This window comes from Nocardiopsis sp. Huas11 (assembly GCF_003634495.1).
In the GTDB taxonomy this organism is placed as follows: Bacteria; Actinomycetota; Actinomycetes; order Streptosporangiales; family Streptosporangiaceae; genus Nocardiopsis.
Genome location: NZ_RBKY01000001.1, coordinates 4,923,425 through 4,941,656, shown reverse-complemented (window position 1 = coordinate 4,941,656; position 18,232 = coordinate 4,923,425). Strand labels below are relative to the sequence as shown.

The 18,232-nt window shown below is 73.1% G+C and carries 21 protein-coding genes; 8 read left to right on the top strand and 13 right to left on the bottom strand.

Features of this window, described 5'->3' with window-relative positions:
* Positions 1 to 12: 12 nt before the first annotated feature.
* Both DFP74_RS22330 and DFP74_RS22325 read right to left on the bottom strand, forming a co-directional pair.
* Positions 13 to 1,215, bottom strand: a complete 1,203-nt coding sequence (locus tag DFP74_RS22330; protein WP_370013420.1) for a cation:proton antiporter — start codon at positions 1,213 to 1,215, stop codon at positions 13 to 15.
* A 163-nt stretch (positions 1,216 to 1,378) separates the two neighbouring features.
* Positions 1,379 to 1,993 carry a TetR/AcrR family transcriptional regulator gene (locus tag DFP74_RS22325; RefSeq protein WP_121184402.1) on the bottom strand — a complete coding sequence of 205 codons (615 nt, stop codon included), beginning with the start codon at positions 1,991 to 1,993 and terminating at the stop codon, positions 1,379 to 1,381.
* A 96-nt stretch (positions 1,994 to 2,089) separates the two neighbouring features.
* Between DFP74_RS22325 and DFP74_RS22320 the strand changes: the two genes are divergently transcribed.
* On the top strand, positions 2,090 to 3,304 hold the full coding sequence (locus DFP74_RS22320) for an FAD-dependent monooxygenase (protein WP_121184400.1): 1,215 nt from the start codon (positions 2,090 to 2,092) through the stop codon (positions 3,302 to 3,304).
* A gap of 88 nt (positions 3,305 to 3,392) precedes the next feature.
* Here the strand turns inward: DFP74_RS22320 and DFP74_RS22315 are convergent, their stop codons facing one another.
* Positions 3,393 to 4,547, bottom strand: coding sequence for a serine hydrolase (locus DFP74_RS22315; RefSeq protein WP_233571105.1), 1,155 nt, complete (start codon positions 4,545 to 4,547; stop codon positions 3,393 to 3,395).
* Positions 4,548 to 4,623: 76 nt separating this feature from the next.
* Here DFP74_RS22315 and DFP74_RS22310 point away from each other — a divergent pair, with 76 nt between their 5' ends.
* Positions 4,624 to 5,163, top strand: coding sequence for a PadR family transcriptional regulator (locus tag DFP74_RS22310; protein ID WP_121184396.1), 540 nt, complete (start codon positions 4,624 to 4,626; stop codon positions 5,161 to 5,163).
* 66 nt (positions 5,164 to 5,229) lie between these two features.
* On the opposite strand, the gene DFP74_RS22305 is transcribed toward DFP74_RS22310, so the two are convergent.
* Together DFP74_RS22305 and DFP74_RS22300 are read right to left on the bottom strand one after the other, a co-directional pair.
* Positions 5,230 to 6,102 carry a siderophore-interacting protein gene (locus DFP74_RS22305; protein WP_233571104.1) on the bottom strand — a complete coding sequence of 291 codons (873 nt, stop codon included), beginning with the start codon at positions 6,100 to 6,102 and terminating at the stop codon, positions 5,230 to 5,232.
* A 96-nt stretch (positions 6,103 to 6,198) separates the two neighbouring features.
* Positions 6,199 to 7,332 carry an FAD-binding oxidoreductase gene (locus tag DFP74_RS22300; RefSeq protein ID WP_121184394.1) on the bottom strand — a complete coding sequence of 378 codons (1,134 nt, stop codon included), beginning with the start codon at positions 7,330 to 7,332 and terminating at the stop codon, positions 6,199 to 6,201.
* Positions 7,333 to 7,453: 121 nt separating this feature from the next.
* On the opposite strand from DFP74_RS22300, the gene ddaH reads away from it, so the two are divergent.
* Complete coding sequence (ddaH, locus tag DFP74_RS22295) at positions 7,454 to 8,245, top strand: dimethylargininase (RefSeq protein WP_121184392.1); 792 nt, start codon at positions 7,454 to 7,456, stop codon at positions 8,243 to 8,245.
* Positions 8,246 to 8,293: 48 nt separating this feature from the next.
* Here ddaH and DFP74_RS22290 read toward each other — a convergent pair whose 3' ends face one another.
* Genes DFP74_RS22290 through DFP74_RS22280 form a run of 3 tightly spaced genes read right to left on the bottom strand, consistent with a single transcriptional unit; the run spans position 8,294 to position 10,311 of the window.
* Positions 8,294 to 9,466 (bottom strand): epoxide hydrolase family protein, encoded by a 1,173-nt coding sequence (locus tag DFP74_RS22290; RefSeq protein ID WP_370013520.1) that lies wholly within the window; start codon positions 9,464 to 9,466, stop codon positions 8,294 to 8,296.
* 57 nt (positions 9,467 to 9,523) lie between these two features.
* Positions 9,524 to 10,090 carry a Clp protease N-terminal domain-containing protein gene (locus DFP74_RS22285; RefSeq protein WP_121184390.1) on the bottom strand — a complete coding sequence of 189 codons (567 nt, stop codon included), beginning with the start codon at positions 10,088 to 10,090 and terminating at the stop codon, positions 9,524 to 9,526.
* Between the two features lie 17 nt (positions 10,091 to 10,107).
* The gene (locus tag DFP74_RS22280; RefSeq protein WP_121184388.1) at positions 10,108 to 10,311 is read right to left on the bottom strand and encodes a helix-turn-helix domain-containing protein; all 204 of its coding nucleotides are present in this window, start codon (positions 10,309 to 10,311) and stop codon (positions 10,108 to 10,110) included.
* A 125-nt stretch (positions 10,312 to 10,436) separates the two neighbouring features.
* Here DFP74_RS22280 and DFP74_RS22275 point away from each other — a divergent pair, with 125 nt between their 5' ends.
* A complete protein-coding gene (locus DFP74_RS22275; RefSeq protein WP_121184386.1) occupies positions 10,437 to 10,838 on the top strand; it encodes a RidA family protein in 402 nt (133 codons plus the stop codon).
* A 9-nt stretch (positions 10,839 to 10,847) separates the two neighbouring features.
* Here DFP74_RS22275 and DFP74_RS22270 read toward each other — a convergent pair whose 3' ends face one another.
* The gene (locus DFP74_RS22270) at positions 10,848 to 11,396 is read right to left on the bottom strand and encodes a CGNR zinc finger domain-containing protein (RefSeq protein WP_121184384.1); all 549 of its coding nucleotides are present in this window, start codon (positions 11,394 to 11,396) and stop codon (positions 10,848 to 10,850) included.
* 56 nt (positions 11,397 to 11,452) lie between these two features.
* On the opposite strand from DFP74_RS22270, the gene DFP74_RS22265 reads away from it, so the two are divergent.
* Together DFP74_RS22265 and DFP74_RS22260 are read left to right on the top strand one after the other, a co-directional pair.
* Positions 11,453 to 12,604 (top strand): MFS transporter, encoded by a 1,152-nt coding sequence (locus DFP74_RS22265; protein ID WP_121184382.1) that lies wholly within the window; start codon positions 11,453 to 11,455, stop codon positions 12,602 to 12,604.
* Positions 12,605 to 12,643: 39 nt separating this feature from the next.
* Positions 12,644 to 13,603: a YafY family protein gene (locus DFP74_RS22260; protein WP_121184380.1), complete on the top strand. Its 960-nt coding sequence runs from the start codon at positions 12,644 to 12,646 to the stop codon at positions 13,601 to 13,603.
* A 3-nt stretch (positions 13,604 to 13,606) separates the two neighbouring features.
* On the opposite strand, the gene DFP74_RS22255 is transcribed toward DFP74_RS22260, so the two are convergent.
* On the bottom strand, positions 13,607 to 14,188 hold the full coding sequence (locus tag DFP74_RS22255) for a Uma2 family endonuclease (protein WP_121184378.1): 582 nt from the start codon (positions 14,186 to 14,188) through the stop codon (positions 13,607 to 13,609).
* Positions 14,189 to 14,331: 143 nt separating this feature from the next.
* Here DFP74_RS22255 and DFP74_RS22250 point away from each other — a divergent pair, with 143 nt between their 5' ends.
* Positions 14,332 to 15,249 carry a GNAT family N-acetyltransferase gene (locus DFP74_RS22250; protein WP_121188440.1) on the top strand — a complete coding sequence of 306 codons (918 nt, stop codon included), beginning with the start codon at positions 14,332 to 14,334 and terminating at the stop codon, positions 15,247 to 15,249.
* Here the strand turns inward: DFP74_RS22250 and DFP74_RS22245 are convergent.
* On the bottom strand, positions 15,227 to 16,243 hold the full coding sequence (locus DFP74_RS22245) for a Gfo/Idh/MocA family protein (RefSeq protein ID WP_121184376.1): 1,017 nt from the start codon (positions 16,241 to 16,243) through the stop codon (positions 15,227 to 15,229). The two genes, DFP74_RS22250 and DFP74_RS22245, sit on opposite strands and share 23 nt — an antisense overlap.
* A 128-nt stretch (positions 16,244 to 16,371) precedes the next feature.
* On the opposite strand from DFP74_RS22245, the gene DFP74_RS22240 reads away from it, so the two are divergent.
* Entirely contained in the window at positions 16,372 to 16,755 is a 384-nt protein-coding gene (locus DFP74_RS22240; protein ID WP_121184374.1) for a hypothetical protein, read from the top strand.
* An 18-nt stretch (positions 16,756 to 16,773) separates the two neighbouring features.
* Here DFP74_RS22240 and DFP74_RS22235 read toward each other — a convergent pair whose 3' ends face one another.
* On the bottom strand, positions 16,774 to 17,145 hold the full coding sequence (locus tag DFP74_RS22235; RefSeq protein ID WP_121184372.1) for a hypothetical protein: 372 nt from the start codon (positions 17,143 to 17,145) through the stop codon (positions 16,774 to 16,776).
* Positions 17,146 to 17,253: 108 nt separating this feature from the next.
* Positions 17,254 to 18,222, bottom strand: a complete 969-nt coding sequence (locus DFP74_RS22230; RefSeq protein ID WP_121184370.1) for a DUF4097 family beta strand repeat-containing protein — start codon at positions 18,220 to 18,222, stop codon at positions 17,254 to 17,256.
* Positions 18,223 to 18,232: the final 10 nt, after the last annotated feature.

The window sequence follows — 18,232 nt, the reverse complement described above, 5'->3', positions numbered from 1 at the left end:
GCCTGAGTACGTCTACTCACCTTCGGCGGCGGTCGCCGAAGGCTCGGCCCCGGCCCGTTGTCCGCCCGCCAGCACCAGTGCGACCTGCGGGAAGATCAGGACCGACAGCATGCCGGCGCCGACCAGGGCGGCGGCGTGCGCGCCGTCCATGTCGCCGGCCTGGGTGCCGATCGTGGTGAGCACGACCAGGATCGGCAGTGCCGTGGAGGAGAACAGCGCGAGCGCCGGTCCCTGGTGGCCGGTGAGTCCGCCGCGGGAGAACAGCCAGACCGGCAGGCCGCGCACGAGCAGGAACAGCACGAGGAACAGCGGCACGGTGAGGATCGCCCCGGCTTCGGACAGCAGGGCGTCCAGGTCGAAGCGCACCCCGGTGACCACGAAGAACACCGGGATGAAGAACCCGTAGGACACGGCCGTCAGCCGTTTCTCCACCTCCTCGGCCTCACCCGGGTGGTTGTTGGCCAGCATCAGGCGCACGATCATCCCCGCGGCGAAGGCGCCCAGCACCGTGTCCAGGCCCAGGACCGAGGCCACCCAGAGCATGAAGACCACGACCAGCAGGCACAGGCGCACGGCCACCTGGGCGCTGGTCCCCAGAGTCGCCCGCACGAGCCGCTGCAGGCGCGGGTAGGTGCGCGTGCCCATCCGCCAGGCGGCGAAGCCGGCGACCGCGAAGAAGGCCAGCAGCAGGAGCGATCCGGTCAGCGGCCGGTAGCCGCTGAGCAGCAGTGCGATCACGACGATCGGCGCGAACTCGCCGACGGTCCCGGCGGTCAGGACCCGGTCGCCCAGGCGTGTGCCCAGCACCCCGGAGTCGCGCAGGATCGGCAGGACCGTTCCCAGGGCCGTCGTGGTCAGGGCCAGGCCGATCAGCAGGATGGTCTGTGCTCCGTCAACCAGCAGCCACGCCACCGTCAGCCCCAGCACCAGGGAGCACGCCCACGCGCCGGCCGCCCGTTTGAGCGGTCCGCCCGTCACGCGCGCCGGGTCGATCTCGTATCCGGCCATGAACATCAGCAGGGCCAGGCCCATGCTCGACGTCGCGGTGATGACGTCGTTCTCCTGGACCAGGCCGGTGCCCGAGGGCCCCAGCACGATGCCCAGGCCGATCTCCAGCACGACGCCGGGCAGGATCAACCAGCGCGCCGCCACGTCCGCGATCAGCGGGGCCACCACCGCGGCCACGAGCACCAGCAGCAGCGTGGTCAGACTCACCGAGAACCCGTCCTCCACCCGTCCCCGCCCTTCTCAGCGGCCCCTGCCGCACGTGGCGATCATGACCGATCGGCGGCCCGGGGCGGTGGAGCCGCGCCCGGTGGGACCGCGTGGCGGTTCGCCGCGGCTCCGGGAGCGGTGGTTCCCGCTCGGACGTGCGGCGCTAGGGCGTGTCGCCGGTGGCCGCCGCGCGCACCATGGCCCCGGCGAGCGTGCGGACCCGTTCCCGGTCGAGCTGCTCGGCGGGGAGGGTGACGAGGGTGAACAGGGTGCCGGAGTAGAGGGAGATGAGGACGGGCACCGCCGCCTCGGGCACGGGTGTTCCCATCGTGTCGTGCAGCCCGGTGGTGTCGGCGAGCGCGGCGTCGCCCAGCCGGGCCAGGACGGCGGCCAGGGCGGGACGGCGCCGGGCCTCCATGTGCAGCTCGAAGTACGCCAGGTAGCGGTCCCGCAGGTCGGTCGCCGCCGTCCACAGCGAGGCGGCGAGGATGTCGGCCAGCTCGGTCTCTTCGGTCCTTCGGCGCGACGTCTGCGCCCTCTCCGCCGGGTCGGGGGCGGTGGCGTCCGCCATGTCCGCGAGGTGGAGTTCGAGGATGCGTTCGGCGGCCGCGACGAGCAGGGCCTCGCGGTTGCGCGCGTAGTTCGTGGCGGTTCCGGCCGGGACTCCGGCGCGGGCCTCGACGGCGCGGTGGGTCAGGCCGTGGGCCCCCTCTTCGGCCAGGAGGGCGATGGCGGCGTCGGCGAGGGCACGGCGTCGCTGCAGGTTGGCGGGCGGCATGGGGGTCAGTATAGGTCGGCGGAACCAACCACTACTATCGTATTGAATGGCGGTCTCCACCCTGTCGACCGCCCGGATACGAGGGAGTGTGCGCTGATGAGGGAACCGGTGGCGACGGTGGTCGGCGGCGGTATCGCGGGGCTCGCGTCGGCGGTGGCGCTGGCCCGGGAGGGCTGGCGCACGACCGTGCTGGAGCGCAGGGCAGGGGATGCGGAGGTCGGCGCGGGCGTCGCGGTGCCGGGCAACGGCCTCGCGGCGCTGCACGCGCTCGGACTCGACGACGAGTGCATCGCCGAGATCGCGCACCCGACCACCGCGACGGGCTTTCGGGACACCCTGGGCCGACCCATCCTGCTCATCCCCGACGACCGCGCCCAGGTGCGCGCGGCGGTCACGCTGCTGGGGCTGTACCGCAGGCGGCTGCACGCCGCCCTCCTGCGCGCGGCGGAGGAGGCCGGGGTGTCCGTGGCCTCGGACGCGCGGGTCACCGGTGTGCTCCCGGGAACGCCGGGCGGGGACCTCGCGCAGGTGGAGTGGCGCGGCGGGGACCTCGCCCACCGCACCGAGTCCGACCTCGTGGTCGGCGCCGACGGCATGTGGAGCGCGGTGCGCACCGCGCTCTTCCCGGGCGCGCGCCCCCTCTACAGCGGGAGCACGAGCTGGCGCGCCGTCGTGCCCGACACCGTCCGGGACGGGCGCCTCACCGAGTACTGGGGACCGGGCGCGGAGTTCGGGACGATGCGGGTCAGCGCGTCGGAGATGTACTGGTACGGCTACGTCCGGGCGCCGGAGGGTGCGGTCGTCGACGACGAGCACGCGATGGCGCGCTCCAGGTTCGCCCAGTGGGCCCCCGAGATCGGCGAGCTCATCGCCGACACCGCCCCCGACCGGCTCATGCGGCACGACGTGTACCACCTGCCGGGCGGGCTGCCGAGCTACGTCCGCGGACGGGTCGCGATGGTCGGCGACGCCGCGCACGCCGCGCTGCCCACGATGGGGCAGGGCGCGGCCACGGCCCTGGAGGACGGGGTGAGCGTCGGCCGCCTGGTCGGCGGCCGGGTGGCGCGCGGCCACGACCTGGGGTCGGCCCTGGCGGAGTTCGACGCGGTCCGGCGCCCGCGGTGCCGCGCGATCGCCGCACGGGCCGTCCATATGGCGCGCTTCGGGGCGGACCTGGGCGGGGGATGGCGCCAGAGCCTGCGCAACGGCGTGCTCCGGATGGTCCCGGGCGAAGCCCTCGTCCGGGCGGGCTTCTCGGTGACGGAGTGGACGCCGCCGTCGGCCATCGGCCCGGTGCCGGTCCACGCCTGAGCCGCGTCCTGTGGTCCACGCCTGAGCCGCATCCCGCGGTCCGCGACCGGGCCGCGGGAGGCGGTCGCGCGGTGGTGCCCCGGCCGGCTCAGGCCGGGTCCGCCCACCCGCCCGTGCGCCACACGCGCACGCACCCCGCCATGAACCAGAAGGGGAGGGTCTGCCCGTTGGCCTGGTCGAACGTGCCGCACAGGTGCAGGTCGAGCTCGGGGCAGTGGAAGAGCCAGGTCCCGGTCGCCCCCGAGTGGCCGACGAGGGTGACGGGGCGGTGGCCGGCGGCCATGAGCCGGCCGACCCTGTAGGACATCGTCCCCAGTCCGTAGCGCAGGCCCGGGGCGTTGCGCAGCCGGTTGCGGCGCTCGGTGAGCAGCGCGCGGGTGCGGGGGTCGGCGAAGAGCGCGCCGTCCAGCAGGGCCCGCTGGAAGGTGAGCAGATCTGCGGTGGTGCTGAACAGGTCGTTGCTGGACGCGATCAGCGAGGCCGCCTTCACCCGGCGCCGCCTCGCGTGCAGAGGGGAGGGCGCCGGGGCCGCCGGATCGGTCGGGCTGTGCCCGGGCAGCCAGGTGTGCTCCAGGCCGAGGGGGCCGATGACGCGCTCGGTCAGCAGGTCGGCGAAGGACCGGCCGGTCACCGTCCCCAGAATGCGGATGAGCAGCTGGAAGCCGGTGTCGGAGTAGCGGGCCTTCTGCCGCGCGGCGGTCAGGTCCTGCGGAACGAAGTGCGGTCTCTGCCGCTCGCGGGTCGTGCGCAGCGTGTCCTCGAAGGTCCAGGACAGGTCCTGGCCGGCGGCCAGGAGCCGGAGCGGGGCGGGTTCGCCGCGGCGCTTGTCCAGGTGGTCCGGCAGGCCGGAGGTGTGACCGGCGAGGTGGCGCACCGTGATCGCCGCGGTCCGGTCGGTTCCGCCCAGGACGTGGAGCCCGGTGAGGGTCGAGGGCGGCAGGTGGTCGCCGATCGGCGCGTCCAGGTCGAGTTCGCCGCGCTCGTGCGCCTGCAGGACCAGCGTGACGATGAAGCGCTTGGTGATGCTCGCGACGAAGAAGGGGGTGTCGGGCCGGGGCGGGTGCTCGCCGGTTCCGACCGCACCGGACCAGTGGTGCTCGCCGTCGCCGCCGACCAGGGCGACGTTGGCGTGCTGGAGGCCGCGCCGGGCGACGAAGCCCTCCGTCAGGCGGGTCAGGCGTGCGTCGACGCCGGCGGGGACGCGGTTGTCGCGGGCGCGGATGGTGGTGGGCGGCGATGTCACGGGACGGCTCCTTGTCTCGACTGTTATATGTCTACAAGACATGTCTATGAGATAGCAAGAGCGTTAGACTCGCCCCATGGCCCATGTGATCCTCGGAATGCTACTGATCGCCCCCCAGAGCTTCTACGACCTCATCAAGGGGTTCGAGGGGGGTGTCTCGTTCTTCTACAGCGCCAGCTCCGGCAGCATCAAGCGCGCGCTGGACGCCCTCCTGGCGCGCGGTTCCATCGAGGTCGCCAGCGTCGAACCCGGCGGCCGGGGGCGCAAGGTGTACCGCGTGACCGACGCCGGCCGCGACGAGTTCCGCGCGTGGATGACGCAGGAGCCGACCGGACCCGACCTGGAGACGGCGGCGCTGGCCAGGCTCTTCTTCCTCGGCCTGCTGGAGCCGGACGAACGCGGACCGGTGCTGCGCCGCGTCGTGGCGCGCGCGGAGGCCGAGCTCGCCACGCTCTCGGACCTGGACGCCTACCTGGGCGGCGTGGACTTCCCCGAGGAGTACCGTGACGTCGTCGTCCACCAGCGCGCGACGCTCGACTACGGGATCGCCGCGCAGCGCTTCATGCTCGACTGGTTCCGCGACCACCTCGACCGGCACGAGTCGCAGGCCCCCTGAGACCGCGGACGGCGGCCCCGGGGCCGCGCGGTGGGGCGGCCCCGAGCCCGCCCCACCGCGCGCGGACTACCCCTGCCGCCCGCCGCCGTCGGCCTGGGCGCGGGCGAGCAGTTCCTGGGCGTCGGCCATGTCCTCCGAGGTGGGCGCGTCGTCCTGGGTCAGCGCCCGGCGCCAGTACCCGGTGAAGTCGATGGCGGCCTTGCCGATGCCCCGGTCGCCGACCATGTGCCGGCGCAGGCTCCGGACCATCCCCGCCTCACCCGCGATCCACACGCCCACGCGCTCCGTCGGCAGGTCCATCGCGTGGACCCGCTCCAGCAACCGGTGTCCGTGCGCGGCCCCGTCACGGTGCACCCAGCGCACGTCGACGCGGTCGCGATCGGGCAGGGGCTGCTCCTCCGCCGCGTCGGCGATCTCGATGACGGCGGTGGCGGCGGTGCCCTCGGGAAGGGCCTCCAACAGGGTGCCCACGGCCGGGAGCGCGCTCTCGTCGCCGAGCAGCACCACGTGGTCGGGGCCGGCCAGGTCGAAGGGGACGGCGAACATGTCCGAGGGGCCGAACATGCCCAGGACCGCCCCGGGGCGCACGTCCTGGGCCCAGCGGGTGGCGGGACCGGAGTCGCCGTGCACCACGAAGTCGATGTCGAGCGTGCCCCGCTCGGGGTCGTGGCCGCGGACGGTGAAACTGCGCATCCACGGGCGCTCGTCCTCGGGGATGGCGTTGTAGGCCTCGTACCAGCCCATGACGTCCCCCTCGGGTCGGGGCAGGAGCGGGCGCTCCTGGCCGGGCCGGGGGAAGTAGAGCTTCACCTGGCGGTCGGGGCCCGACAGGGCGGCTCCCGCCAGGTCGTCCCCGGTGAAGGTCACGCGCACCATGCGCGGTGTGAGGCGGCGGGACGAGGCGACGCGAAGGTAGCGGACCGGCAGTTCCTGGCTCACCAAAACTCCTCAGTATAAAAGGCCTGCCGCAGGTTCTCAAGGGCAGAACTAGAGTTCTAGCAAGCGATTTCGCGGAAATGTCAAATCGAAATGGCCCTATTTGGCAGTGTTCCGCGTCACATTGTGGCTCCGGTCGGGGCGGAACGGGGCCAGGTCCAGGCCGACGTCCTCCCCCAGCGCCAACCGGGCCGCCACGTGCCCCTGGTAGGGCCCGAACGTCAGCCCCTCCGACCCCAGCCCGGTCGCCACCACCACACCGGGCAGCCGATCGATGGGGCCCAGGAGCTGCTGTCCGTCGTGCGTGCCCGGACGGAACCCCACCCGGGTCTCGACCACGGTGGCCTCGCTCAGGCCGGGCAGCACCTCCACGGCCGTGGTGAGGTTGTGCAGCAGCCCCGCGGCGGTCACCCGCCGGTCGAACCCCGCGTCGGGTTCCACCGTGCCGCCGGTGACGACCCGGTCCGGCCCGAACGCCGACACGAAGTAGTCGCGCTCGCCGAAGCGCACCACCGGCCAGCCACGGGTGTCCCTGCCGGGCAGGGCGAAGTGCGTCATCTGCCCCCGCACGGGGAACACCGGCAGCTCCACCCCGGTCGCGGCCAGCAGCCCCGCGGACCAGGCGCCGGCCGCCACGACCACCACCGGTGCCTCCAGCTCCTCCGCCCCCACGTGCACGCCCGTCACCCGGTGCCCGTTCCACGCCAGGCGCGCGTCGCCCTTGTAGTAGCGCAGGCCGCGCTCCTCGGCGGCGTTGAACAGCGCGGCCCGGGCCGACCGGCCGTTCAGGCGGGCCATCCCCTCGATGTACACACCGCCGTAGGGCTCGGGGACGAGGGGGAAGCGCGCGGTCGGCTCACCCGGGGCCAGCCGCTCGACCCGGCCCATCGACGCGAACTCCGGCCGCTCGGCCAGGGCGCTCACCAGGTCGTACCCGGCGTCGTCGCCCTCCCGGTCCACCGACATCCCGCCGACCACCTCGTAGCCGGTGGCCTGGCCGTCCTCGGCGAGCTCGGCCATCAGGCGCGGATAGTGCTCGGCCGCCCGCGCCTTGAAGTCCCACACCGGCGGCGCGTCCCACGGGAAGGGCCAGGGAAAGACGATCCCCGTCCCGGCCCCGGTGGCCTGCCCCGTGTGCGCCGCGTCCACCAGTGCCGTGGACACGCCCTTGCGCGCCAGGTGGAACGCCGCGCTCACCCCTACGATCCCGCCGCCGACCACGATCACGTCCATGCCACCACCCTGCCCCGGCCGGGCGGCGCGAACAAGCCGAACGACCCGCGTGCCGTATCCGGGAACCGGGTAGGGAGTGGCGATACGTTGTGCACTCCCCAATCCCGCCCCTGGAGGTCGCGTGGACGGATACACCTACTACGGGGTCGCGCTGATGCGCCGCCCCGGCCCCGCTCTGGACCAGGGCATCGTGACCCACATTTCCCGGTCCCCGGTCGATCCGGTGCTGGCCGCGCGCCAGTACTCGATCTACCAGGAAACGGTCGCCTCGGCCGGCTGGCGGGTGTACGAGGTGGATCCGGCACCGGAGTGCCCGGACGCGGTGTTCGTCGAGGACACCCTCGTGGTGTGCGAGGGCCTGGCGGTCGTGACCCGGCCCGGAGCCGAGGAGCGGCGCGGCGAGGTGGCGGGCGCCGAGGCCGCCGCCCGCGCCCTGGGCCTGCGGGTGGAGCACATCACCTCGCCGGGGACCCTGGAGGGCGGCGACGTCCTCCAGGTGGGCTCGTCGGTGTACGTGGGTCTGGGCGGGCGTACCAACGCCGCGGGCGCCGACCAGCTCGAAGCGCTCCTGGCGCCGTTGGGCCGCAAGGTGGAGCGGGTCGCCCTGCGCGAGGTCCTGCACCTGAAGTCGGCGGTGACCGCGCTGCCCGACGGCGCCCTGATCGGCCTGCCGGAACTGGTGGACAGCCAAGCGCTGCCGCCGCTGCGGCGCGCTCCGGAGGAGCCGGGCGCGCACGTGCTCCCCCTGGGCGGACGCGACGTGCTGGTCAGCGCGTCCGCGCCCGAGACCATCCACGAACTGACCGCCGAGCGGTGGCGGGTCCTGCCGGTGGACATCTCCGAGTTCGAGAAGCTGGAGGCGTGCGTGACCTGCCTGAGCGTGCTGGTCCCCGACCTCGACGACCGCGGCTGAGGCCCGGTCGGGGCCGCCCGTGGCGACGGCTCCGACCGGTCCGAATCCCTAGCGCAGGTCGGCGAAGAACGCGCGCACGTCCGCCAGGAGCAGGTCCGGCTCCTCCAGCGCGGCGAAGTGGCCGCCCCGGTCCGTCGCCTCGGTCCACCGCACGATGGTGTGCTCGTGCTCGCAGTAGCGGCGGATCGACACGTCGTGGGCGAAGACGATCCCCGCGGTGGGCACCGCGGACTTCGCCGGGGCCGCGCCCCAGGCCGTGTCCTGGGCGTAGCCGACGTAGGCCGCGGAGGAACCCGTGCCGGTGAGCCAGTACAGCATCACGTTGGTGAGCAGGCGGTCCCGGTCGATGAGCTGCTCGGGGAGCGTGGGGCGCGGGTGGGTCCACTCGCGGAACTTGTCCATGATCCAGGCCAGTTGGGCCACCGGGGAGTCGGTGAGGCCGTAGCCGAGGGTCTGGGGGCGGGTGGACTGGATCGCGATGTAGCCGAACTCCTCCTGCATGAACGCCGCGATGCGGTCGAGCCGGTCGCGCTCCACGCCGGTGAGCGAGGCGCGCTCCTCCTCGGAGACCTCCTCCATGGGCAGGGGGCCCGGGCCGTTGAGGTGCACGCCCACGACACGCTCGGGCGCCTGTCGGCCGACCTCCGGGGAGACGGCCGCGCCGATGTCACCGCCCTGGACCCCGAAGCGCTCGTAGCCGAGCCGGTCCATCAGCTCCGCCCAGGCGCGGGCGACGCGCTCGATCGTCCAGCCCGCGTCGGTGACGGGTCCCGAGAACCCGAAGCCGGGCAGCGAGGGCACCACCACGTGGAAGGCCTGTGCGGGGTCGCCGCCGTGGGACCGGGGGTCGGTGAGCGGGCCGATGAGGTCGAGGAACTCCACCACCGATCCGGGCCAGCCGTGGGTGAGGACCAGGGGCAGGGCGCCGGGCTCGGGTGAGCGCACGTGGAGGAAGTGGATGTTCTGGCCGTCGATCTCGGTGGTGAACTGGGGGAAGGAGTTGAGCTCCGCCTCCGCCGCGCGCCAGTCGTAGCCGTGGCGCCAGTGGTCGGCCAGTTCCCGCAGCCAGGAGACGGGGACGCCGGTGTCCCAGCCGTCTCCGGGCAGCGGTGCGGGCCAGCGGGCGGCGTCGAGCCTGCTGTGCAGATCCTTCAGCTGAGCCTCGGGGATCTCGACACGGAAGGGGTGGACGCTCGTGTTCTCGCTGTTCGTCATGGTCATCATGGTGGACGCCATGGCGGTCGGTTTCTGTCCTCCACTCGACGACCACCCAAGAATTCAGGCCGCTTCGTCCCGCGTTTCGCGCACCCGCTCCCGTGCGGCGTCGTAGGTCAGGCCCTGGCGGGTCAGCACCGTGGCCATGGAGGCGGACAGGCCGTGGCGCAACAGGGCCAGCAGGATGTGGCCGGTGTCGATGCCCCGGTGTTCGAGGGCGATGGCCTCGCGCAGGCTCAGCTCCAGGATCTTCTTGGCGTCGGCGTCGAAGGCGCCGCCCAGGCGCCCGCGCTTGCGGGGCTTGCGGGCCGCCGGGTCGGGCCGCAGGGCGTCGGGGCCGAAGGCCTCGCGCATCCTGGCGAAGACGGCGTCGGTGTCCACCCCCACCGCCTTGAGCGCGTCGACCTCCTCGTCGGTGAGCCCGGCCGGGCCCGCCGCTTCCCCGTCCGCGTCCAGCTCGGCGGTGGTGACGCCGTGCTCGTGCAGGATGCGGGCGGCCGTGCTCTGCTCCTGGGCCGCCAGGGCGAGGAGCAGGTGCTCGGGCGCGACCTTGTCCTCTCCCCGGTCGGTCACCAGGGCGACGGCGTCGCGCACGGTGTCCCTCGAGTGCTTGGTGAAGCGTTCGAACATGGTGACTCCCGGTTCCGTTAGTTCCGTGCCCGTGGGGCGTGCTTCTGGTGGACGGCCTGGCGGGTGACCCCCAGGACGTCGGCGATGGCCTGCCAGGACCAGGACCGGGCGCGGGCCTCGCGCACGTGCAGCGCCTCCAGGTGGTCGGCGAGCTTGCGCAGGGCCGCGACGGCCCTCAGTCCGGTGGCCGGGTCGATCGGGTCGGTCGGCGTCTCGTCCATGGTGTCAATATAGATTGACGGCCTCTGGGCTGTCAAAATAAATTGACAGTCCTTCGGCGGACACGAAAGCCTGCACGACGACGCCCGCGCACCCGCGCGGGACGAGGACACGCGAACGGAGCCTGATGAGCGCGGTCACCCTGATCCGCAACGACAACCTGACCGAGCACGTGGAGTACGCCTACGGTGCCGCCGCGGGCCCCGGTGCGCGCGTGGTGTGGACGGCGGGCGCCTGCCCCCTGGACGAGAACGGGGCCACGGTCGCCCCGGGCGACGTCGCCGCCCAGGCCCACCAGGTCATGCGCAACCTGCGCGCGGCCCTCGCGGGCGCGGGCGCCGATCTCTCCGACATCGCCAAGACGACCGTCTACGTCGCCTCCTCCCGCCAGGCGGACCTGGTGGCGGCCTGGGAGGTGGTGCGCTTGTACATGGGCGACCACGACGCCCCCAGCACCCTGCTCGGCGTCACCGTGCTGGGCTACGACGACCAGCTGGTCGAAGTGGAGGCGGTCGCCGTCACCGCCTGACGGGTGCGCTCACGCCTTCGTCCCGGCCCGGTGCGCGGCGACGCGCTCACGGGTGGCGCACCGGCGCGAGCAGTACAGGCGCGGGCTCCCGCTGGCCGCGTCGACGAAGGCGCGGTCGCATCCGCGGGCCGCGCACGACCCGCCCGGAGGGCGCTGGCGGTCGGTGACCAGCAGGGCCAGCGCCATCGCGGCGGAGGTCAGGAACCACTCCGCGAGCGGTGCCTCGTCGTCGCTGTCCACATGGACGTGCCAGTGCGAGGCGCCGCCGTGGTCGGTCAGCCGGGGCGGTCGGGCCACGCGTGCGAGCACGCTGTTGATCCGCTCGGCCGCCTCGGCCACGTCGCGGGCCGCCAGCACACCGCGGAGCAGGTCGGCGGACACGCGCATCGACTCGACATCGTGCCAGGTCACGACCGGATCGTTCTCGCCGTGGGCGCACAGCACCGCGACGACGTCCCCGGGCCGGACGTCGTCGCGGGCCAGGGTGTTGAGCAGGTCGGCGGTGCGCTCGGCGACGGCGCGGACCGAGCGGCCGGTGATGGCGTTCGACGGGGGCACGGCCCCACTGTAACGCCTATTCCCATCTTTCCCGTTACCGCCGTAGCGTCGCGTCCATGCCACAGCGTCACGCACTGCTCCGCTACACCGCCGGGGCCCTGACCGCGCGCGTGGGCGACGAGATGTCCGGTCCCGCCGTGCTCCTCCTCGGCGCCGCGGCCACCGGATCGGTCGCCACGGGTTCCGCCCTGCTCGCCGGACTCACCGTGACCGCCGCGCTCGGCGGGCCCCTGGTGGGCGCGGCCCTGGACCGGGCCGCCCGCCCCGGACGGCTGCTGGCGGCGGCCCTGATCGGCTACGCCGCCGGTCTGGCCCTCGTGACCGTCGCGCTCGGCCGTGTTCCGCTGCCCCTCGTCGTGGGCACCGCACTGGTCATCGGTCTGCTCGGCCCCGCGCTCGCGGGCGGTTGGACCGCCCAGCTTCCCCGGGTGGTGCCCGCCGAACGGCTGGCGCGGGCCAGCGCGCTGGACGCCATGACCTTCGGCGGCGCGAGTCTGGCCGGCCCCGGCGCGGCGGGTCTGACGGCGGCGCTGCTGGGCGCGCCGGTGGCGGCCGCCGGCGCGGTCGCCCTCGTCGCCCTGGCCGTCCCCTTCGCGTGGACGCTGCCGGGGCGGTCCTCCCCCGCCGTCCGCCCTCCCCTGGCGGCCGACCTGCGCGCGGGTTTCCGGGCGCTCCTGGTCAACGTGCGGCTCGGGAGGGTCACCCTGGCGACCGTCGTCTCCATCGCCGGCTCGGGCATGTTCCTGGTCTGCCTGCCCGGGCTCGGCGACCGGTTCCTGGGCGGCCAGGCGCAGGGGGCGATGCTGCTGTCCCTCATGGCGGTGTGCTCCCTGGCGGCCAACCTCGTCCTGACCCGCGCCGTCCCACCGGTGAGCCCCGACACCATGGTGCTGGTGTGCATCCTGGTCCAGGCGGTGGGCATGGGCGCCGCGGCCCTGGCGGGTTCGGCCGTCGCGCTGGTGGCCGCCGCGGCCCTGACCGGGACGGCCGAGGGACCTCAGCTGACCGCCCTGTTCCGGGTGCGCCACCGCGAGGCCCCCGAGCATCTGCGCGCGCAGGTCTTCACCACCGGGGCGAGCCTGAAGATCTCGGCCTTCGCGCTCGGCGCCGCCGCGGCCGGCCCCCTCGCCGAGCACTCGCTCCCGGCCTGCCTCGCGGTGGCCGCGACCGTGCAGATCGGCGGCGCCCTCGTACTCCTGCGAAGGTGAAGGACAGTGGTTGTCCTCCACGACTGGCAGACTGCGGGCATGAAAGCGACCTCAGCACGCCTGTTGCGCCTGTTGTCCCTGCTCCAGACCCGCAAGGACTGGCCCGGGGCCGAGCTCTCCGACCGCCTGGAGGTCAGCCCGCGCACCGTGCGCCGCGACGTGGACCGGCTGCGCGAACTCGGCTATCCCATCCAGGCCACGATGGGCACCGGAGGCGGCTACCAGTTGGGCGCGGGAGCCACCCTGCCGCCGCTGCTCCTGGACGACGACGAGGCCGTCGCGGTCGCCGTGGGCCTGCGCACGGCCGCACAGGGCGGGGTGTCGGGGATCGAGGAGACCTCAGTGCGCGCCCTGGCCAAGCTCCTGCAGGTGCTCCCCACCCGGCTGCGGCGCCGGGTGGACGCCCTGGGCTCGTTCACCGTCCCCATGCCCAGCGACGGTCCCACCGTCGACTCGGCCACGCTGACGCTGGTCGCCTCGGCCTGCCGGGACAGCGAGATCCTGCGCTTCGACTACGAGAGCTCCGAGGGGACCGCCTCCCGCCGGATCGTGGAACCGCACCGGCTGGTCGCCCGGGGCCGGCGCTGGTACCTGGTGGCCTGGGACACCGGCCGCGACGACTGGCGGACCTTCCGGGTGGACCGCATGGAGCCGCTCACCCTGACGGGTCCGCGCGTGCCGCCCCGGGACCCGCCCGAGCAGGGGGTGGCGACGTACCTGGCCGAGCGGATGAACATGCACATGTGGCCGGTCAGGGCGCGGGTGCGGCTGCTGGTGTCCGCGGAGGAGGCGCAACGCAGGGTCGGGTCGTACTACGGGCGCGTGGAGCCGGTGGACGAGCACTCGTGCGTGCTGCTGTGCGCCGGGGACTCCCTGTTCTACATGGCCTGCTACCTGGGCATGCTCGACGTGGACATGGAGGTGGAGGAGCCCGAGGAGCTGCGCGAGCACATGGCCCGCCTGTCCACCCGGTTCCACCGGGCCTCCGAACCCGGCTGAGCGTCAGATCCGCCGTTCGACCTCGGTGAGGTCGATGTCGATCGGGTAGGGCTGTTCGATCTTGAGCCGGTCATGGTGGATACCGGTTGGCACATAGCACTTCTTCGCCGGGTCCAGTTCGTACACGTAGACGACGGGGGAGCCGTCGTTGTCCTCGATGCGCCAGAAATGCGGAATTCCCGCCTGGGCGTAGAGCTCCGGTTTGCGGTACCGATCGCGTTCGGCGGACTCCGGAGAGACGACCTCGGCGACGAGCAGAACCGTCTCCGGGGTGTAGCTGGTCTGGTTCCCGCCCGTGGACGCCCCTGCCCCGACGACCATGAGATCGGGCTCAGGCCGCTGCCTCGGGGCCAGGGTCACCGAGATCTCCCTGCGCACACGGAGCTCACGAGGCGTACAGGAGTACATCCCGGCCATGATCACGTCGATCAGTGCGCTGTGGAAGACCTTCTGGGGGCTCACGATGATCAGGCTTCCATCGATCAGTTCGGTGTGGGGGGGCAGGTCGGGCAGGGCGTCCAGGTCCTCCGCTCTGAAGCCCTCGGGCGGAGGAATGAGCCAGTCCGGGACGGGCTGTGCGCACATGTCTGCCTACCGATCGTGGAAGTGCCAGTGCGCTCATAGTAACCAGGGCGCCTTCGTTCAGAGGAAGTCCGCACTGGAGGCGACGCAAGGCGCTACGTTGGGGAGTCATTCAGTTCCAAAGAGTGACGTTAGTTGGTGTGTACGTGCCCAGCCCGACCCGACTCCAGTGCCCGGACCTGCGCGATCTCAGCTCTCCCCCGGTGGTCGGCGACCTCTGTCCCGGGTACCGCCTCGCCCGATGGGACTCCCCCGCCGATCTGGCGCCCGAGTGCCGCGACCGCCTGCACCACCTCCTGCGCGACCTGGCCGCCCGCGCCTTCGCCGCCGACCACTCCGGTTACTGGCGCGGCCGCGTCAGCGCCGGGTTCTTCGACCAGATCTCCACCCTGGCGCTCGTCCTGGGCCCCGACGGCGAGCCCGTGGGCTGGGGCGGCTACCACCGGCGCCGCTTCGCCGGCCGCCGCGCCCTGTACCTGGACGCCGCGGGCGTCGTCCCCGCCCACCGCCGCTTCGGGCTCTCCGCCGCCCTCATGGCCCACTTCCTGACCCGTGAGGTCCTCGCGCACCCGTTCTCGTCCACCTACGTGGTGCTGCGCACCCGCCACCCCGCGGTCTACTCCGCCTGGCGCGACGGGCTGGGGCCGCACCGCGTCCACCCGCACCGCGATCGGCCCCTCCCCGTTCGGGTCCGGCGCCTGGCGGGGGACGCCGCGGCGTGGCTGGGCGACGGGCCGCGCCTGGAGCCCGACACCCTGCTCGTGCGCGGCGCCTACCGCATGTTCGACGGCGACATCTACGGGGTGCGCCCGCACAGCGGCGACGAGCGCCTGGACGCCTACTTCGCCCGGGAGGTCGGCCCCAAGGACGCCCTGCTGGTCGTGGCGCGGGTCGGCGCGCCGTCCCTGGTCCGGATCCTCGCGGGCCGGGCCATGGCGCGGCGGTCGGCGGGCCGGCCTCCGTCCGGAGGCCGGCCCTCTCACGTGCGGCCCGAGGAGCAGGTCCACCGCAGCGTGCCCAACGGCGCGGGAGCGAGCGGGCTCATCCCAGGGGCACGGCCTTGACCGTGGGCGCGCTGTAGACCAGCCCGCCCATGTCGCGGACCTGGTCCATCAGGCGCGCCAGGCGCAGGCTCTCGGCCCAGGGCATGTCCGGGCTCTCCCGTTCACCGGCGGCCAGGCACCGGGCGACCTCGTCGGCCTCGAACTCGTAGCCGTTGGCGCGGAAGGGCTCGTGCAGCGCTTCGGGTTCGTGGCCGTCGCGGTGCAGGACGGCCTCGGTGCCGGCCCAGAACGCCGGCATCTCGACCCACCCCCGCGACCCGGCCAGGACGGCCCGGTTGGGCAGGGTGCGGCGCGAGGCGCACGAAACACTGGCGGTGCCGCCGTCCTGCCCCCTGAGCAGGATGGTCGTCTGGACGTCGACCATCCGGTCGGGTGAGAGCTCACGGGTGGCGCCGACCACGGTCAGGTCGCCCAGGAAGTGCGAGGCCAGCGCCAGCGGGTACACGCCCAGGTCCAGCAGCGCGCCGCCGCCGAGGTCGGCGTTGAAGAGCCGGTGGTCGGGGTCGTAGGGGGCGTTGAAGCCGAACTCGGCCGAGATCCAGCGCACCTCGCCGAGCGCGCCGTCGGCGACCAGGTCCCGTACCCGGCGGTAGACGGGCAGGTAGCGCGTCCACATCGCCTCCATGAGGAAGCGGTCGTTGTCGCGGGCGGCCCCGACCATCTGCGACACCTGGAGGGCGTTCATCGCCATGGGCTTCTCGACCAGCACGTGCTTGCCCGCCTTCAGGCACAGCAGCGCGGCCTCGTGGTGCCAGGGGTGGGGGGTGGCGATGTAGACCACGTCCACGTCGGGGCTGTCCGCCAGCTCCGCGTAGCTGCCGTGGCGGCCGGGCACGTCCCAGGCGTCCGCGAACTCCTCGGCCCGTGCCAGGGTGCGCGAACCCACCGCGACGGCGCGGGACGAGGAGGAGGCCCGCAGGCCCTCGAGGAAGGAATGGGCGATCCCACCGGTGCCGATCACGCCCCAGCGTGGTCCACCGTTGTCATGTGTCATAGAGGCATCCTAAAAAGACGGTCATCTCGGGGTCGAGGCGGACCAGGTCCTCGGTTTCCGGTCTGTTGGACCGTACGGTGTCGGGGAAGACGCGAAAGCCGCACGCGCGGGTCACCGAAGGAGGAGGAATGTCGGACACGCTCGCCCGGAGACTGGGAGTGCAGCCCGGCGACCGGCTGCTCATCCTCAACGCGCCCGAACGCTACCTGCGGCTGCTCGACCCGCCGCCCGACATCCACATCGACCTCGGGCCGATCGAGGGCGCGCAGTACGACGACGTCCACCTGTTCACCCTGGACCGGGGGACGGTCGACCGGGAGACCCCCCGCGTGTGGGAGATCATGGGGCCGCGCACGCGCCTGTGGATCTGCTACCCCCAGCGCGGCGGCACCATCATCACCGACCTGGCCGCGGACAAGGGATGGGACCTGCTCACCGACGCCGGCTGGCGCGGCACCGTCCAGGTCCCCATCGACTCGGACTGGGCGGCACTGCGCTTCGAGCGCACCTAGGGCGTGTATGACGGACACTCACCCTGCTGCGCGACGCCCCAGCGGCACCCTCACTGCGTTCTCATCAGTCAACAGCCACACCAGGATGCTTCCTTCTTCGGCCTTGCGAGGCCACCACTGGAACGCCGCTCGCGACGGGCGCCCTGGTTCGATCGGGGCAGGGGCAGGGGCAGGCGGCGCAGGTGGCGGGCCGCTCTCCGGAGAGCGCGCCAGCTCCCCGAACTCGCCCACCTCGATCTCCAGCGGCAGCTCGACCATCAGTGCGCCGTCGACGACCTCCTCGACGATGTCGTCGAAGGTCCTCTCGCCCAGGGCCACGGGTGTGACGAGCTCGTCGTAGAGGTCACCGAGGACCTCACGGGCGTCGAGTTCGGAGAGTCGGCCGGGCATCGCGGCTCCTACGGGTCTGCGGCGGGGGTACGACGGACCGTGGGGCCGCCCGCGTTCGCGGACGGCCCCACGGGGGTTCGGACGCCGGCGCACCCGCGCCGGTTTCCGTCAGTTCACGGTGAGGGAACCGCTGACGGCGTTGGCGTCGATGTGCGCGTCCGCGTCCGGGGACGTGTCCACGCCGACGGAGCGGTCGCCGGAGACGGACTCGCCGGTGATCCGGTAGGCGCCGTCGGGGACCTCCACCTGGCTGCTGCCGCTGACGGTGTCCAACGTGAGCAGGTCGAACGCATCCTCGGTGTCGACCGCGATGTTGCCCGAGGTCGTGGACACCTCGGCGGTGGTGAACCCGCCGCCCACCGCGATGGTGCCGCTCGTGGACTCGGCCTGGACCACGTCCGCGCTGAAACCGGACAGGTCGAGACTGCCGGAGACCGTGGACACGTCCAGGCTCGCGCCCGCGCCCGCGGCGGTGACGGACCCGCTGGTGGTCTCGACGTTCGCCGACCCCTCCACGCCGTCCAGTTCCACCGATCCGGAGGTCGACTCCACCTCCACGTCACCGACGTTGCCGTCCACGTTCACACGGCCGCTGGTGGTGGACAGTTCGAGTGCGCCGTCGACGTTGCTGACCGTGATCGGTCCGCCGATGGTCTCCACGGAGACCGCCGTGCCCTCGGGGACGGCGATCGTGTAGTCCACCGAGCACTGGCCGATGAAGGGCACGCCCTCGCAGTGGGCCTCCACGTGCACCTGGCCCTCGTTCTCCTCGACCTCGTGGACGGGCTCCTTCAGGGGCGATCCGTGCATCTGCCGTTCCACGACCATCTCGGGTCCGGTGGTGCCGGTGAGCTCCACACTGCCGCCGGTCTCGTTCTCGATCTCCACCGCGGTGGGCGCGTCGACGGACTGGACCTGGTTGCCGCGGTCCAGGCCGACCCGGCCCAGGACTGCGGCGGCGGTCACCAGGCCCACGGCGGCGACCACGACCAGTCCCAGCACCAGCCACAGCCCCACGCGGGACCGGCGGGGCTCCTTGCTCGACGAGGCGTACAGACCCCGTGCCTTGAAAGTCACTTGGTTCCTC